This window comes from Bradyrhizobium arachidis (genome assembly GCF_015291705.1).
Classification (GTDB): Bacteria; Pseudomonadota; Alphaproteobacteria; order Rhizobiales; family Xanthobacteraceae; genus Bradyrhizobium; species Bradyrhizobium arachidis.
In genome coordinates, this window is record NZ_CP030050.1 from 4064036 (window position 1) to 4079473 (window position 15438).

Here is a 15438-nt window from a genome sequence, read left to right on the forward strand (position 1 = left end):
TCGAACCTTCCGGCGTTACCGCGCGCCGATCGCCTTGAATTGACGTACCTGTTCCGTCAGCGCCCGCTCCACCGGCAGCCGCTCCATCGAGGAAGCGCCGTAGAAGCCGTGGCAATGGCGGGTGTTCTTCATGATGAAATCGGCATCGGCGGGATCGGCGATCGGACCGCCATGGGCCAGCACCAGGATGTCCGGATTGACACTGAGCGCTGCTGTGGCCCAGGTGTCGATCCGCGCGGGGCAGTCCTTGAGCTTCAGGGCCGTCTGCGCGCCGATCGTGCCGCCCGTCGTCAGGCCCATGTGGCAGACAATGATGTCGGCGCCGGCGATCGCCATCGCGGCGGCTTCCTTCTCGCTGAACACGTAGGGGGTGGTCAGCATGTCCTTGTCGTGCGCCTTCGCGATCATGTCGATCTCGAGCGCATAGGACATGCCGGTCTCTTCGAGATTGGCGCGGAAGGTGCCGTCGATCAGGCCGACCGTCGGGAAGTTCTGGACGCCCGCAAACCCGAGTGCCTTGAGCTGGTCGAGGAAGACATCCATGTCGCGGAACGGATCGGTGCCGTTGACGCCCGCAAGCACCGGGGTCTGGTCGACCACCGGGAGCACTTCACTGGCCATTTCGAGCACGATGGCGTTGGCATCGCCGTACGCCATCAGGCCGGCGAGCGAGCCGCGGCCGGCCATGCGGTAGCGCCCGGAATTGTAGATCACGATGAGATCGACGCCGCCGGCTTCCTCGCATTTGGCCGACAGGCCGGTGCCGGCACCGCCGCCGACGATCGGCTCGCCTCGCCTCGCCATGTCGCGGAATTTCTTCAGGAGGGCTGCGCGTTCAAACCTGGCCATCGGTCACCTCGCTAATCTCCGCCGCGCGCCGGTGCGGCCGAACAGAGTTCGGAACGCACTGACGATGGCGGCGGCGAAGTCGGGATCGTTGATGTTCTTAGGCGTGCGAATGAGCTGGCGGTTGCTGGTCTGGCGCACGTCGCGCTCCAGCGCGCGGAACAGCGCCGCGTCGGCGTCCGGATCCCAGAACGGCTGGCCTCGCGCATCGAGCGCAGAGACGCCGCCCTCGGGCAGGAAGAAGCGGACAGGGCCGTCCATCTGGTTCAGCCGCTCGGCGATCCAGCGGCCCATGCGCTCGTTCTCCTCAGCCGTGGTCCGCATCAACGTCACCTGCGGATTGTGGACGTGGAACTTGCGGCCGCGGTAGCGTTCGGGAATGGTGTCGGGCGCGCCGAAATTGACCATGTCGAGCGCGCCGACCGAGCCGACATAGGGCAGCCGGCTGCGGATGACCGCGCCAAAGCGGTCTTCGGTCGCCGGAAACACGCCGCCCATCAGCAGGTCGCAGATCTCGGTCGTGGTGAGGTCGATGACGCCGGCAAGCTGACCAGACTCGACGAGCTTTTCCATGGAGCGGCCGCCAACGCCGGTGGCGTGGAAGACGAGACATTCGAAGTCGTCGCGCAGCTCGGCCGCGATCTTCTGCACCGCCGGTGTGGTGACGCCAAACATGGTGATGCCGACCGAGGGCAGGCCGCCGGCCTCTCGCCCTGTGGCGGCACGCGCATCGAGCCTTGCCTTGACCATGCCGGCGAGCGCATTGGCGCCATTGCCCAGCACGGCGCGCGAGATCGCATTCAGCCCCTGCACGTCGGTGACCGAGTACATCATGGCGATGTCGGCGGGGCCGACATAGGGCCCGACATCGCCTGAGGCGACGGACGAAATGATCAGTTTTGGCACGCCGACGGGCAGGGCACGCATGCCCGGCGCAACCAGCGACGCCGCGCCCGAGCCGCCGGCCGAGATCACGCCGGCGACATTGCCCTGGCGCCGCAGCCAGCTGGCGAACGCATCGGCCATCGCGGTCACAGCGGCGCCGCGGTCAGGGCCGAACACGGCCGCACCGCCGCGGCCGTGGTTCAGCGCGATCTCCTGCGCAGAGACATCGCAGCTGGAATGCTTGCCGCTGGTCGAGACGTCGACCAGCCGCGTGCGAAGGCCGGTTGCTGCGATGATGTCGCGGATGAAGCGCAGCTCCTGGCCCTTGGTATCGAGCGTGCCGACGACCAGCACGACAGGCGGTCCTGCGGTCTGCGCCGCTATCGGCTCGCGCCTGCGCCGCGTCGTCTCCTCCAGCCGCGTGACCTCTGTCGACCGTGTGCGGGCCGCTGCCTCGATGCGCGCGATCGGCACCGGCTGCGACCATCGCGTCGGTGGCGCGGGGTTGGAGATGTAGATGCGGATCGGCCCGCCTGGGCGTGGCGCCGGCGCCGGTTTCGGGCCGGCAGCGGCCGTAGATATATCGACATCTGGTTCCAGCTCCGCATGAAGCCCGACGCCGAGCAGGCGCTGCTGCAGCTCGCGGTCGGCAGCGAGCCGCGCGGAGTCAATGATCCGGTGGACGCGGCCGTTGACCATGATCGCGACGTTGCGCGAGATCGCGGTGGCAACACCGATGTTCTGCTCGATCACGAGCACGGACATGTCACCGTCCTCGCCCAGCCGCAGCAGCATCTCCTCGACCTGGGCGACGATGACGGGCGCAAGGCCCTCGGTCGGCTCGTCCATGATCAGGAGATGCGGATTGGTGAGCAGCGCGCGCGAGATCGCCAGCATTTGCTGCTCTCCGCCGGAAAGCTGGCCGCCGCCGTGATCCTTGCGTTCAGCGAGCCGCGGGAAGGTGTCGTAGATGCGCTCGACGGTCCAGGCGCCGGAGCGCAGCCCGCCGGCGAGCCGCAAATGCTCGTCGACGCTGAGCGAGCGCCAGAGACGGCGACCTTGCGGCACATAACCGACGCCGAGCCGGGCGATCTGGGCCGGTGGCCGCCGCGTGACATCCTCGCCGCGGACGCGGATCGATCCGCCACTCACGCCGACCAGCCCCATGATCGCCTTGCACAGCGTGGTCTTGCCCATGCCGTTGCGGCCGACGACGGAGAACACGCCGCTCTCCAGCGTGAGGTCGACGCCCTGCAGCGCGTGCGAGTGGCCGTAATAGACGTCGAGGCCACGGACCTCGAGCGCGGCGGAAGTTCGGCGAGCCTCATTCATGGCCGCCTCCGAGATAGAGCTCCTGCACCTCGGGATCGGACTGGATCTCCTGCGGCAAGCCTTCCTTGAAGACGCGTCCGTTGTGCATCATCGTGACGCTCTCGACGACGCGCAGCGCGACGTCCATGTCGTGCTCGATGATGATGTAGCCGATGTGGGCCGGCAGAGAGGTCAGGATCTCGATCAGCTCGGCCCGCTCGGTCGGCGACAGGCCCGCGGCCGGCTCGTCGAACAGGACGAAGCGCGGGGCGCCGGCCAGCGCGAGCGCGATTTCGAGCTGGCGCTGCTGGCCGTGCGCGAGCTCGGCCACGCGCTGGTCCTTCACGGCCGACAGATGCACGGCCTGGACGAGGTTGTCGGCGGCATGCATCAGCGCGTCGTTCTGCCCCGGGCGCAGGAACGAGAAACGTCCGCGCGAGACGCCGCGGCAGGCGAGATAGACGTTGTCCTGAACGGTGAGGCCCGGGAACAGCGCCGAGATCTGGTAGGTCCGGCGCAGCCCGCGGCGGATGCGTTCATAGGGCGGGAAGTGGGTGACGTCCTCGCCGAAGAAGCGAATGGTGCCGGAGGATGGCGGGAAGTCGCCGGTGATGCAGTTGAACAGCGTGGTCTTGCCGGCGCCGTTTGAACCGAGCACGGCACGCCGCTCACCCGGCTTTACCGTGATGGTGACGTCGGTCAGCGCGGCGAGCGCGCCGAACAGCCGGGTCACGCCGCGTAGTTCCAGCGCGGCGCCGGCGCCGACGGCGGAAAGGCGATGAGCGACGCTATCCATGACCGCGCCCTCCGCCTGGGCGGTCCGCGCGAGGACGCTGACTCTGACGCCAGCGCTGCCACAGGCCGACGACGCCGTCGGAAGACCAGAACACGATGGCGAGGAAGCCGAGCCCGATCAGCAGGCGGAAGCGGTTGCCGTCGAGCCCGAGCCGGACCAGGAAGTCGAGTGCGAAGGTGCGCAGCAGCACGAAGATCAGCGCGCCGATGAAGGGGCCGATCGGGCGGGTGATGCCTCCGACCACGGCGATGATCAGCACGTCGATGCAGGCCCCGACGCTGACCGAGCCCGGCGAGATCTGCCGGTAGTTCCAGACCTGGAGCACGCCGGCGAGCGCGGCGACGAAGGACGCAAAGGCATAGGCGGCGACGCGATGGGCGTTGACGTTGAAGCCCAGCGCAGCCATGCGCCGCGGATTGTCGCGGACGCCCTGAAGCGCAAGGCCGAAGGGTGCGCGCGAGAGATATTCGACGGCGAAATAGCAGAGCGCGGCAACCGCGAGCACCACATAGTAGAAGGGGATGTCGGCGCGCCAGTTGACGCCCCAGAAGTGCGGCGTTGCCACGGTGTTGATGCCGGTATGGCCGTTGAAGATCGCCCAGTTCTGGTTGGTGAAATAGTAGAAGGCAGCTCCAATCGCGAGCGTGATCATGATGGTGTAGATGCCTTCAGTGCGCACCGCGAGCGCGCCGCCGAGCGTGCCGAAGGCAGTCGCCAGTGCGAGCGCCATGGGAACGGCGAGCCACCAGGGCCAGCCCAGGCTGATATTGGCGTTGCCGCTGACGCCGAACACGGCGACCATGTAGGCCGAGAAGCCCGCGATGGTGAGCTGCATCAGGCTGACCATGCCGCCATAACCGGCGAGGAACATCAGGCTCAGCGCCATTGTGCCGAGGATCAGCGTGGTCGCGAAGATCTCGATCAGGAAGAAGCCGTTGGCAATCAGCGGCATGATGACAAGAATGGCCGCAACGACCCAGGCGGCGGGATTGTCGATCTCCGGCCAGGTCCGCGCGGGGCGCTCTGCTCCGGCGGCAGAACGAACGGCAACGCGGGCATCGTGCGCGAGCGACATGTCAGCGCCTCGCCAACAGGCCTTGCGGCCGGATCGCCAGCACCAGCACCATGATCAGGAAGGTCACGACGATGGCGTAGGTCGGGATGTAGACCGAGCCGAGCTGCTCGGCGAGGCCGATGATCAGCGCGCCGAGCGCCGCACCGGGGATCGAGCCCATGCCGCCGACGATCACGACCACGAGCGAGGCCAGCAGGAAGCGGATGTCCTCGCCCGGCGACAACGACTGGAACGTGCCGCCGACCACGCCGGCGATGCCGGCAAGGCCAGCGCCAAATGCGAACACCAGGACGAAGACGAGCTGGATGCGCACACCGGTCGCAGCCAGGATGTCGCGATCATCGACGCCGGCGCGGATGATCATGCCGATCCGGGTGCGGTTGAGCGCGAGCCACATCGCAACGCCAATGACCACGGACGCGGCGAAGATCACGAGCCGGACCATCGGATATCTGAGATAGACCGGCTCGCCCGAGGACTTCACCGCCGTGATCAACGGCAGGTCTATGGGCCCGATCAGCCAGCTCGGGGTCTGGATCTGATAGAAATCACCGCCGCAGGCCCACAGCATGAGATCGGCAAACACGATCGACAGCCCGATCGTCACCATGGTCTGCCTGAGGTCCTGACCCTCCATGCGCCGGAACACGATCACCTGCAGCAGCACGCCGACCAGGGCCGTCAGGACGAAGGCGACGATGAAGCTGAGCAGCCAGGAGCCGGTCGCCGTGCTGATGGCGTAGCCGACATAGCCGCCGAACAGATAGAGCGAGCCGTGCGCGAGATTGACGTTGCGCATCAGGCCGAAGATCAGCGTGAAGCCGCTGGCGACGAGGAAGTAGAGGCCCCCGAGCGTGATGCCGTTGAAGACGGCGTTGAGGAAGACGCGCTTGCGGCCGATCACCTCTTCGAGACCCGGCGGCCAGACCGCGAAGACCAGCCAGAGCACGACGGCAACGGCGATGATCGTGATCAGCGCCCAGGCGGGATGGCGTTCGATGAAACGGCTCATGTGCGCCGTCCGCTTGTCCGGGCGACACGCCGAAAGTTCGTAAAATGCAGGTCGGACAGCCCTACAGCGGCTGCAGGCCTTGCCATGGACGTGCGCTCCCGTCGGTCGCGATCATCTCTGGATCGCGTTGCCCGCATCCTAGCCGGGCGGCGAGGGCGACGTTTGATCGTGAGTATCTTTTCGTGCAGCGGTCAGGCCCGCAAAACCTTGGCTGCGCGGCGATAATCGGTCGGGGCCATTCCCACATTGGCGGCGAAGAAGCGGGTGAAACCGCTCTGCGAGGAGAAGCCGAGATCGAAGCCGATGTCGGCGATCGGCGTCTCGCTGGCTACCAGCGCTTCGAGCGCCTGTTCCATGATCAGTGTGTTGAGGTAGAGGTTCGGGGTGACGCCGGTCTGGACACGGAACAATCGGTAGAAGTGCGGCCGCGACAGGCCGGACTCGCGGGCGATCGTATCGAGCTCGATCTCGGCGCCGGGGCTTTCCGACATCATCTTGATGCATTTGCGCACGCGGAAATCGGTGACGGAGCCGCTTGCGCGCGGATCGCGCGCGATCTCGGCCTGCTGCCAGCTTTCGTCGTAGCAGATGTCGATCAGCCGCCTCAGCTCGGAATCGAGACTGGAGAGGGATGGTGCGCCGCACACAAGCGCGGCGGTCCGTCTGATGTGCTTGTCGAGTGCAGGCGTGCGCCTGAAATGGGTGCGGCCGAACCGTAGGCGGTCGGTGCCCGGGGTATCGGGCGCGAACCATTCGGCGTTGACATAGAGCACGAAGAAGATGGCGCCGCCATCGAGATCGGTCGGCAGGAAGTTGTGTGGCTCCCACGGATTGACGGCGACCACGGAGGTCTCGGTGAGATCATAGTGTCCGTCTGAGACATCAATGCATGCAGACATGCCGCCGACATGGAAGATCAGATGACCTTCACGATGGGCGTGGATATTGAAAGGGCGGTTCAATTGATAAACCGTCGCCCGGCCGAACCGGCCGTGGAAGACGGCGAGCGCACGGCTCATGCCTTCCCCTCCCGAATGTTTCTTATTTTCAGCCAGCGTTCAACAACGCCGCCGAGATTGCAAGAGCGGAGAGCGACCGCGTCAGCGAGTCGCTCCCCGGTTGCGTCCTTGCCTGCGATGCGTCAGTACTTCTTACATTCCGGTACGGTGCGGCTCGGCAGGCCGATCTTCGAGAACACTGCAGGATCATAGCCGAGCGTCTGGTTCACGTTCGGGATCACCTTCACGACCTTGCTGAACAGCGCGCCCTTGCCGTCATCGACAACCTCGGTGACGAAATTGGTGCCGATCGCCTGGCGGTTGGAGTCGAGCTTGATCTTGCCGTTCGGCGCGTCGAGCTCGATCTTCGCCAGCGCAGCCTTGAATTTCGACTGATTGTCGCTGAGATCGCCGTTGACCTCACGCAGTGCGAGGATCAAGGCCATCGTCGAGCCGTAGTAGTTGGTGGCCAGCAGCGAGGGGCTCGGGAAGCGCTTGTTCGGCGGGAACGCGTCCTGATAGGCCTTCACGAATTTCTGCCAGCCCGGATCCTCCCAGGTGTCGGCCTGGCCGCTCGCCGCGATGGTGCCGATCAGGGCGTTCTTGGCATTGCCCTTTGACGACAGGATGGTCTGGTCGATCATGATGGAACCGCCCATCAGATGCGCCTTGCCGCCGGCCTGCTGATACTGGTTGAGGAAGTTGACGGCATCCGCGCCGCCGAGGCCGAGATAGATGGCATCGACATCGTCGGGCAGGGCGGCGATCACCGAGGCGAAGTCCTTGGTTCCGAGCGGCACCCATTGCCGGTTGGTCACCTGTCCGCCCATGCCGCAGAATTCGAGCACCAGCCCGAACACCTGGGTATAGATGAAGGAATAGTCCTCGCCGACGGTCGCGATCTTGCGATACTTCTTGTCCTCATAGGCGTATTTGCCGAGGCCGACCTGCCACTGGGCGCCGTCCATGTTGTAGCGGAAGAAGTTCGGGGCAGGATCGACATAGGTCGTTTCCTGCGCGCCCGATGCGGCATTGATGAAGGTCAGCTCGGGGTGGGTCTTGGCAAAGTTCTTCACCGCGATGCCTTCGTCGCCGGAGAGCGGCGACAGCAGGATCTGCACCTTGTCCTGTTCGATCAGCTTGCGGACTGCGCGCACTGCGGAGTCCGGCGTCGCATCGGTCGAGGCGACGATGAATTCGAGCTCCTTGTCGCCGATCTTCTTGCCCAGCACGTTGAGCGCCGTCTGATGGCCGCGCATGCCGTCCTCGCCGAGCACCGTATAGGTGCCTTCGAGGGTCGCGGTCACGCCCACCTTGATTTTTTCCTGGGCTATCGCCGCGCCTGAAAGAAACAGGCTGCTCAGCGCGAGCAGTCCGATACTGCATTTCGACATTGTGCTCCTCCCTGTGTCGTCGATTTGTGCCGCGCCAAACCAGCGCGACGCCCGTGGCTCTCAGCGGCCCGCGGCTTTCGAGGGAAGCTATCCGAAGTCGAATGCGGTGCCTGCGCGGAGGCCTCGTCCGGCTTGACGGGCAGTCTCATTTTTGAATGTTGCGGCGCAGATGGTTTCGCGCTGCAGCAGAAGCCCGCGCCGGAAAAGGGCCTGTCGCGGCTGGCTTCCACCTGCACGATTATCCGGGAGACGACTGCTGCGCACGGCTCAGGCTGGTATCTCGTCGGAACGCTCGCGCGACGCGCCTCTCTTACTTCAAATCTTTGGCCTTGACCGCGATCGCGGCCGCCGCGGTGCGATTCTCGACGCCCAGCTTGGAATAGATTTGCTCGAGATGCTTGTCGACCGTCCGCGGGCTCAAACCCAGGATTTGCGCGATATCCCGGTTGGTCTTTCCTTTGGACAGCCAGGACAGCACTTCCGCTTCACGTGCGGTAAGGCCTAGCTCTCTTGAAAACTCCACCGGCGTATCGGCGCCGGAATCCTTGGCAAGACGAAGCAGGAATTCGTTCGGACCGAGCTTGCCCATATATTGCAGCCGCAATTGCTCGTTGCCGGGGAGAGCGGGCATGGTCGTGGTCTTCGGGGCGGATTTGCCCTTCTGGACCTGGTCGAGCCATTGCGGCATAGGGTCGGGCAGCACGAACTCGTCGATGGTGTCGTCGGCCAGCGTATCCGCGAGAAGCCTTTGGGCCTGCGGCGTCGCCCATAACAGCTTGCCCTTGCTGTTGACCGCGAGCAGATAGCGGCCGGAGACATCGAGGGCAGCGCGCGCGCTCTGGGTCATCCGGGCATTGGCGAGGTGGACGCGGATCCGCGCCAGCATCTCCTCGACCACGATCGGCTTCGTCACATAGTCGACCCCGCCGGCTTCGAGCCCGCGCACGATGTGCTCGGTCTCGGCAAGGCCCGTCATGAAGATAATCGGCACGCCGTCGAGCCCGGCATCGCGCTTCAGCCGCTTGCAGGTCTCAAACCCGTCCATGCCGGGCATCACCGCATCGAGCAGCACGATGTCGGGCGTGATCTGGTCGACGATCCGCATTGCGGATACGCCATCGAGCGCGACCATGACGGTCATGCCTGCGCCGTCCAGCGCGTCGGTCAGGAGCCGCAGCGTCTCGGGAGAGTCGTCGACGACGAGGGCGACGTCGCGTTTTCTGGGATCAGTGATCATAGCTGTGCAAGGTTTTCAGCGTCGCCATGTATTGGTCGAGATCGAAGCGGTCGAGCAGGGCGCGCATGTGGGTGACAAAGTCGGCGTGCTCCGGCAGCTCGGTGCCGATTTCGTCGAGCTTGAGCTGGATCGCCCGGACATAGCCGAGCCGGCCAAGGTCGATCAGCTCCTCGACATATTTCACCGGAGGGCGCGAGCCGCTCTCCGGCTTCCACAGCGGCACCGGCACCTGGTCGGCCTCGTACTGCCATTCGAGCTTGAGCAACTGGCGGATGGTTTCCAGCAGCCGCGGGATGTCGATCGGCTTCATCAGATAGCCGTCATGAAACGGCTGCGCCAGCGGCGCGCCATGCGCCTCCAGCGCGCTGGCCGACACCATCAGGATGCGCGCTGTGTGATGGCCGTCGGCACGCAAGGTCTCCGCCACCGCCCAGCCGTCCATGCCTGCCATGGAGATGTCGAGCAGGAACAGATCGGGCCGGCAGTGCTGCGCCAGCGCGAGGCAGCCGGGGCCGTCGGGAGCGCTGAGCAGGATGAAGCCGAGCGGCGCCAGCACCTCGCGCAGCAGATCGCGATGGGTCGGATCGTCATCGGTGATCAGGATCGTCTTGCGCGGGCCGAGATAGCCGTAGATCGGCGCCTCCACCGGGGCATCACGCCGGGGATTGGTGACCTCGGAGAGCAGGAGTTTCACGCGGAAGGTCGCGCCGGCGCCGACCGTGCTCGTCACCTTGATGTCGCCGCCCATCACGCCCGCGAGGAGGCGGCTGATGGTGAGGCCGAGACCTGTACCGGTCTGGGGCTGCGCCACGCCGAGCGCGCCGCGCTCGAAGGGGGCGAAGATGCGTTCGAGATCGTCCGGCTGGATGCCGGGGCCGGTATCGACGACCTCGAACTCGGCCACGGGGCTGCGATAATGCACGACGAACTTGACGCTGCCGGTTTGCGTGAACTTGATCGCGTTCGACAGCAGGTTGATCAGGATCTGCCGCAGCCGCTTTTCGTCCGCATAGACCACGACCGGCAGCACCGCCGGCCGCTTGAACACGAAGTCGATGCCTTTGGCGGCCGCCTGCAGGCGGAACATGCCGACGAGCTGATCGAGGAAATCGTTGAGGCGAACTTCGTCGCGGGACAGATAGAGCCGTCCGGCCTCGATCTTGGAGATGTCGAGGATGCCGTCGATCAATCCCGACAGATGATCCGCGCTGCGGCGGACCACGCGCACCTGATCGCGCGGCCGCGCCTGCAAACTGTTGTCCTGCTCGAGCAACTGCGCATAGCCGGAGATCGCGTTCAGCGGCGAGCGGAGCTCGTGGCTCAGTCCAACGACATAGCGGCTCTTGGCGAGGTTGGCGGACTCCGCGACCTCCTTGGCGCGCTGCAATTCGGCGTCGGTGCGCTTGTGTGCGTCGATTTCCTGGATCAAGAGCGCGGTCTGCCGCCGCGTCTCTTCCTCCGCCGCGCGACGGCTCTGCTGCGCCAGCACGAACAGCCAGGCGACAACGCCGATGATGATGATCAGCGCGAAGAACACCTTCCATAACACGTCAGCCAGCAGCGCATCGGCATGCACGGTCGCCGAGGTTTGCAGGTAGATCAGTCCGAGCACGAGCCCGACGAGACCGGCCGATACCGCGAACACGCCGATATACTGGCCGAACTGCGAGTTGATCCGGGTATGGATCGCCTCGGGCAACATCCTGCCGAGCGCTTCCGACACCTGCGCGCCGGCCCGTGCGTGCGGCTTGCAGAGATCATGGCACCGGGCATCGAGCGAGCAGCACAGCGAGCAGATTGGCCCGGCATAGGCGGGGCATGAGGCCATGTCCTCCGGCTCGAACGAATGCTCGCAGATGCAGCACTGGATCGCCTCGACGCTCTGCCAGCTCCGCTTCGGCTTGCGGGCGATGTAGTACCTGCCTTCGGTGGCCCACGCGATCAGCGGCGCCGCGATGAAGGCCGCAGCGAGCGCGACGAAAGCCGACAGCGCCTTCGCGGTCGGGCCGAACAGGCCATAGAACGCGCTGATCGAAACGATGGTCGCGATGGTCATGGCGCCTACGCCGACCGGGTTGATGTCGTAGAGATGTGCGCGCTTGAACTCGATCTGCGGCGGGCGGAGGCCGAGCGGCTTGTTGATCACGAGATCGGCGACCAGCGCGCCGACCCAGGCGATCGCGACGTTGGAGTAGAGCGCGAGCGTCTGCTCCAGCGCCTTGTAGACGCCGATCTCCATCAGCAGCAGCGCCACCATCACGTTGAACACCAGCCAGACCACGCGGCCGGGATGGCTGTGCGTCAACCGCGAGAAGAAGTTCGACCAGGCGATCGAGCCGGCATAGGCGTTGGTGACGTTGATCTTGACCTGCGAGAGGATGACGAAGGTGCCGGTCAGCGCCAGCGCCAGGTCCGGCTGCGACAGCACGTAGCGAAACGCTTCCAGATACATGTTGGCGGGCTCGGCAGCTTGTTCGAGCGCGACGCCGTGGCTCAGCGCGAAATAGGCCAGGAAGGAGCCGACCAGCAGTTTGAGCGCGCCGAAGATGATCCAGCCCGGGCCGGCGCTGAGCAGGGCGATCCACCACGAGGTCTTGGAGGTGCGGCGGTCGCGCGGCAGAAAGCGCAGGAAGTCGACCTGCTCACCGATCTGCGCCACCAGCGAAAACACCACCGACGCCGCGGTGCCGAACAGCAGGAGATCGAGATGCCCGTTCGGATCGCCATGCTCGCCGGCGAAGTGTCGCCACTCCGTGAACGAATGCGGATTGGCCCAGGCGATCGCCAGGAACGGAAGGAGATGAAGGACGACCCATAGTGGCTGCGTCCAAAGCTGGAAGCGGCTGATCAGGGTGATGCCGTAGGTCACCAGCGGGATGATGACGATGGCGCTGATGAGATAGCCGAGCGGACGGGGAATGCCGAAGCACATCTCCAGCGCCGCTGCCAGAATGACCGCCTCGAAGGCGAAGAAGATAAAAGTGAAGGAGGCGTAGATCAGCGAAGTGATCGTCGAGCCGATATAGCCAAAACCGGCGCCGCGGGTCAGCAGGTCGATATCGATGCCGCATTTGGCGGCATAATAGGCAATCGGCAGTCCGCACAGGAAGATGATGACGCTGACGACCAGGATCGCTGCGGTTGCGTTGCTGGCGCCGTAATTCAGCGTGATGGTGCCGCCGATCGCTTCAAGCGCAAGGAAGGAGATTGCGCCCAGCGCGGTGTTGGCGACGCGGGCGGCGGACCAGCGCCGCGCGCTCTTGGCGGTGAAGCGCAGCGCGTAGTCTTCCAGCGTCTGGTTGGCAACCCATTGGTTGTATTGGCGCCTGACGCGGTCTATTCGCTGCCGCCCTGCCACTTAACCCCACTCCCGATACGGACCCGCAAGCCACGCAAATCCCGTACCAAAAGCCTACGTCGGCATTTTGCGGTGCAGTATACGCGATCTTGCGTATGCTTGCGCTGCACAAATTCGAGCCATCCTCACGGCACCAATCGCGTGTCCTCGAAAACAAACAGTGGGGTGCTCATGTCAGAAGACGCAAATAAAGGCTTGTTGTCGCCGCTTCGGCGCAAACTATTGATGGGAATGGCCGCTGTGCCGGCCATCACGATGCTGCCGAAGGCGTCCTTCGCGCAGGCTCCGGCGACCCCGGCAGTCAACACCACGGGTCTCGCGGTCACCGATACCGAAGTCACCGTCGGCATCCTGCACTCGGCCACCGGCACGATGGCGATCTCGGAGACCGGCTCGATCGAAGCCGAGAAGCTCGCGATCGAGCAGATCAACGCTGCCGGCGGTGTGCTCGGCCGCAAGATCAAGGTCATCCAGGAAGACGGCGCCAGCGACTGGCCGACCTTCGCGGAGAAGGCCAAGAAGCTCCTCGTCAACGACAAGGTCGCGGCCATCATGGGCTGCTGGACCTCGGCCTCACGCAAGGCGGTGCTGCCGGTCGTCGAGCAGTACAACGGCATGCTCTACTACCCGACCTTCTACGAAGGCCTCGAGCAGTCCAAGAACGTGATCTACACCGGCCAGGAAGCCACCCAGCAGATCCTCGCTGGCCTGAACTGGATCGCCAAGGAGAAGGGCGCCAAATCGTTCTTCTTCGTCGGCTCCGACTACATCTGGCCCCGTACCTCGAACAAGATCGCGCGCAAGCACGTCGAGAACGTGCTGAAGGGCAAGGTGGTCGGCGAGGAATATTACCCGCTCGGCAACACCCAGTTCAATTCGGTCATCAACAAGATCAAGCTGACCAAGCCGGACGTGATCTTCACCGACGTGGTCGGCGGCTCGAACGTCGCCTTCTACAAGCAGCTCAAGGCAGCCGGCATCGATCTCTCCAAGCAGGCGCTGCTGACGATCTCGGTGACCGAGGACGAGATTGACGGCATCGGCGGCGAGAACATCGCGGGTGCCTACGCCTGCATGAAGTACTTCCAGTCGCTCGACAATGCCAACAACAAGGCGTTCGTCGCCGCCTTCAAGAAGATCTGGGGCGAGAAGACCGTGATTGGTGACGTGACGCAGGCGGCCTATCTCGGCCCATGGCTCTGGAAATTGACGGTCGAAAAGGCCGGCAGTTTCGATGTCGACAAGATCGCGGCCGCCTCGCCGGGCGTGGAATTCAAGGGCGCGCCCGAGGGCTATGTGCGCATCCACGAGAACCATCACCTCTGGTCGAAAACCCGCGTCGGTCGCGCCAAGCTCGATGGTCAGTTCGAGCTGATCTACGAGACCGCCGATCTGGTCGAGCCGGATCCGTTCCCGAAGGGCTACCAGTAAGCGCGCAAGCCTTCCGCGAACTTTCCCCAAGCAAGAGCTCCCTGACGCGGGCCGTCAATCCGCGTCTCACGACCCCGCGTCGCGATTTTCAATCGCGACGCGGGACCCTGTGCCCTCGGACGCGAGACGCTGTTCTCGACGGAGAAACCAGATGTTCGGCGACTATTCGATTGGCGACCTCGGCTCGATCTTCGTCATGCAGGGCTTTGCCGGCCTGATCCTGTTTTCCGTCTACGTGCTGATGGCGCTGGGGCTGGCGATCATCTTCGGCCAGATGGGCGTCATCAACATGGCCCATGGCGAGTTCATGATCCTGGGCGCCTACGTCACCTGGATGACGTCGAATTTCTTCCAGTCCTACCTTCCAAGCCTGTTCAGCGGCTACTTCTTCCTCGCGATGATATTGGCCTTTCTGGCTTCCGGCGCACTCGGGATGCTGGTCGAATGGGTGCTGATCCGGCACCTCTACAAGCGGCCGCTCGACACGCTGCTTGCGACCTGGGGGCTCAGCCTCATGTTGCAGCAGGCCTATCGCTCGATCTTCGGCGCGCGCGAGGTCGGCGTCGAGCTGCCGCAGTGGATGCTCGGCTCGCTCCATGTCACGGACTCCATCGAAGTTCCGATCAACGGCGTCTTCGTGATGGGCCTGACGGTGCTGATCACGATCGGCGTCGCCTACATCATGTTCCGCTCGCGCTGGGGCCGCCAGGTTCGCGCCGTGGTGCAGAACCGTATCATGGCGGGCGCCGTCGGTATCAATACTGCGAAGGTCGACCGCTACACCTTCGCGCTCGGCTGCGGCATCGCCGGCGTCGCCGGCTCCGCCTTCACCATGATCGGCTCGACCGGGCCGACGTCGGGCCAGCTCTACATCGTCGACACCTTCCTGGTCGTCGTGTTCGGCGGCGCCGCCAGCCTGCTCGGCACCATCGCATCGGCCTTCTCGATCTCGCAGACCCAGTCGACGCTCGAATTCTTCATGTCGGGCTCGATGGCGAAGGTGCTGACGCTGCTTGCGGTGGTCGGAATTCTGATGCTGCGGCCGCAGGGACTGTTCGCCCTCAAGGTCCGCAAATAACGAAAGCGCAGGGGGCT

11 protein-coding genes are annotated in these 15438 nt (G+C 64.7%); 2 read left to right on the top strand and 9 right to left on the bottom strand.

The annotated features are described in order from the left end of the window. Window positions 1-15: 15 nt before the first annotated feature. The 9 genes from WN72_RS18650 to WN72_RS18690 form a co-directional block, all read right to left on the bottom strand. Window positions 16-849 carry a phosphoenolpyruvate hydrolase family protein gene (locus tag WN72_RS18650; RefSeq protein ID WP_027557079.1) on the bottom strand — a complete coding sequence of 278 codons (834 nt, stop codon included), beginning with the start codon at window positions 847-849 and terminating at the stop codon, window positions 16-18. Between the two features lie 3 nt (window positions 850-852). Beyond that, window positions 853-3063 (bottom strand): ABC transporter permease, encoded by a 2211-nt coding sequence (locus tag WN72_RS18655; RefSeq protein WP_092218925.1) that lies wholly within the window; start codon window positions 3061-3063, stop codon window positions 853-855. Continuing rightward, window positions 3056-3838, bottom strand: coding sequence for an ABC transporter ATP-binding protein (locus WN72_RS18660; RefSeq protein ID WP_027557081.1), 783 nt, complete (start codon window positions 3836-3838; stop codon window positions 3056-3058). Before WN72_RS18660 ends, WN72_RS18655 begins: the two co-directional genes overlap by 8 nt. After that, entirely contained in the window at window positions 3831-4913 is a 1083-nt protein-coding gene (locus tag WN72_RS18665; protein ID WP_092218927.1) for a branched-chain amino acid ABC transporter permease, read from the bottom strand. Before WN72_RS18665 ends, WN72_RS18660 begins: the two co-directional genes overlap by 8 nt. Window position 4914: 1 nt before the next feature. Continuing rightward, entirely contained in the window at window positions 4915-5925 is a 1011-nt protein-coding gene (locus WN72_RS18670; RefSeq protein WP_027557083.1) for a branched-chain amino acid ABC transporter permease, read from the bottom strand. A gap of 191 nt (window positions 5926-6116) precedes the next feature. Next, window positions 6117-6944 (bottom strand): helix-turn-helix domain-containing protein, encoded by an 828-nt coding sequence (locus WN72_RS18675; RefSeq protein ID WP_092218929.1) that lies wholly within the window; start codon window positions 6942-6944, stop codon window positions 6117-6119. Between the two features lie 122 nt (window positions 6945-7066). Further along, the gene (locus WN72_RS18680) at window positions 7067-8317 is read right to left on the bottom strand and encodes an ABC transporter substrate-binding protein (RefSeq protein ID WP_027557085.1); all 1251 of its coding nucleotides are present in this window, start codon (window positions 8315-8317) and stop codon (window positions 7067-7069) included. Window positions 8318-8627: 310 nt separating this feature from the next. Beyond that, window positions 8628-9554 (bottom strand): response regulator transcription factor, encoded by a 927-nt coding sequence (locus WN72_RS18685; protein ID WP_027557086.1) that lies wholly within the window; start codon window positions 9552-9554, stop codon window positions 8628-8630. After that, window positions 9544-12912: a hybrid sensor histidine kinase/response regulator gene (locus WN72_RS18690; RefSeq protein WP_092218931.1), complete on the bottom strand. Its 3369-nt coding sequence runs from the start codon at window positions 12910-12912 to the stop codon at window positions 9544-9546. Before WN72_RS18690 ends, WN72_RS18685 begins: the two co-directional genes overlap by 11 nt. Before the next feature lie 171 nt (window positions 12913-13083). Between WN72_RS18690 and urtA the strand changes: the two genes are divergently transcribed. Together urtA and urtB are read left to right on the top strand one after the other, a co-directional pair. Beyond that, window positions 13084-14343, top strand: a complete 1260-nt coding sequence (gene urtA, locus WN72_RS18695) for an urea ABC transporter substrate-binding protein (protein ID WP_092218933.1) — start codon at window positions 13084-13086, stop codon at window positions 14341-14343. Window positions 14344-14494: 151 nt separating this feature from the next. Further along, window positions 14495-15421 (top strand): urea ABC transporter permease subunit UrtB, encoded by a 927-nt coding sequence (gene urtB / locus WN72_RS18700; RefSeq protein ID WP_027557089.1) that lies wholly within the window; start codon window positions 14495-14497, stop codon window positions 15419-15421. The last annotated feature ends 17 nt before the right edge of the window (window positions 15422-15438 follow it).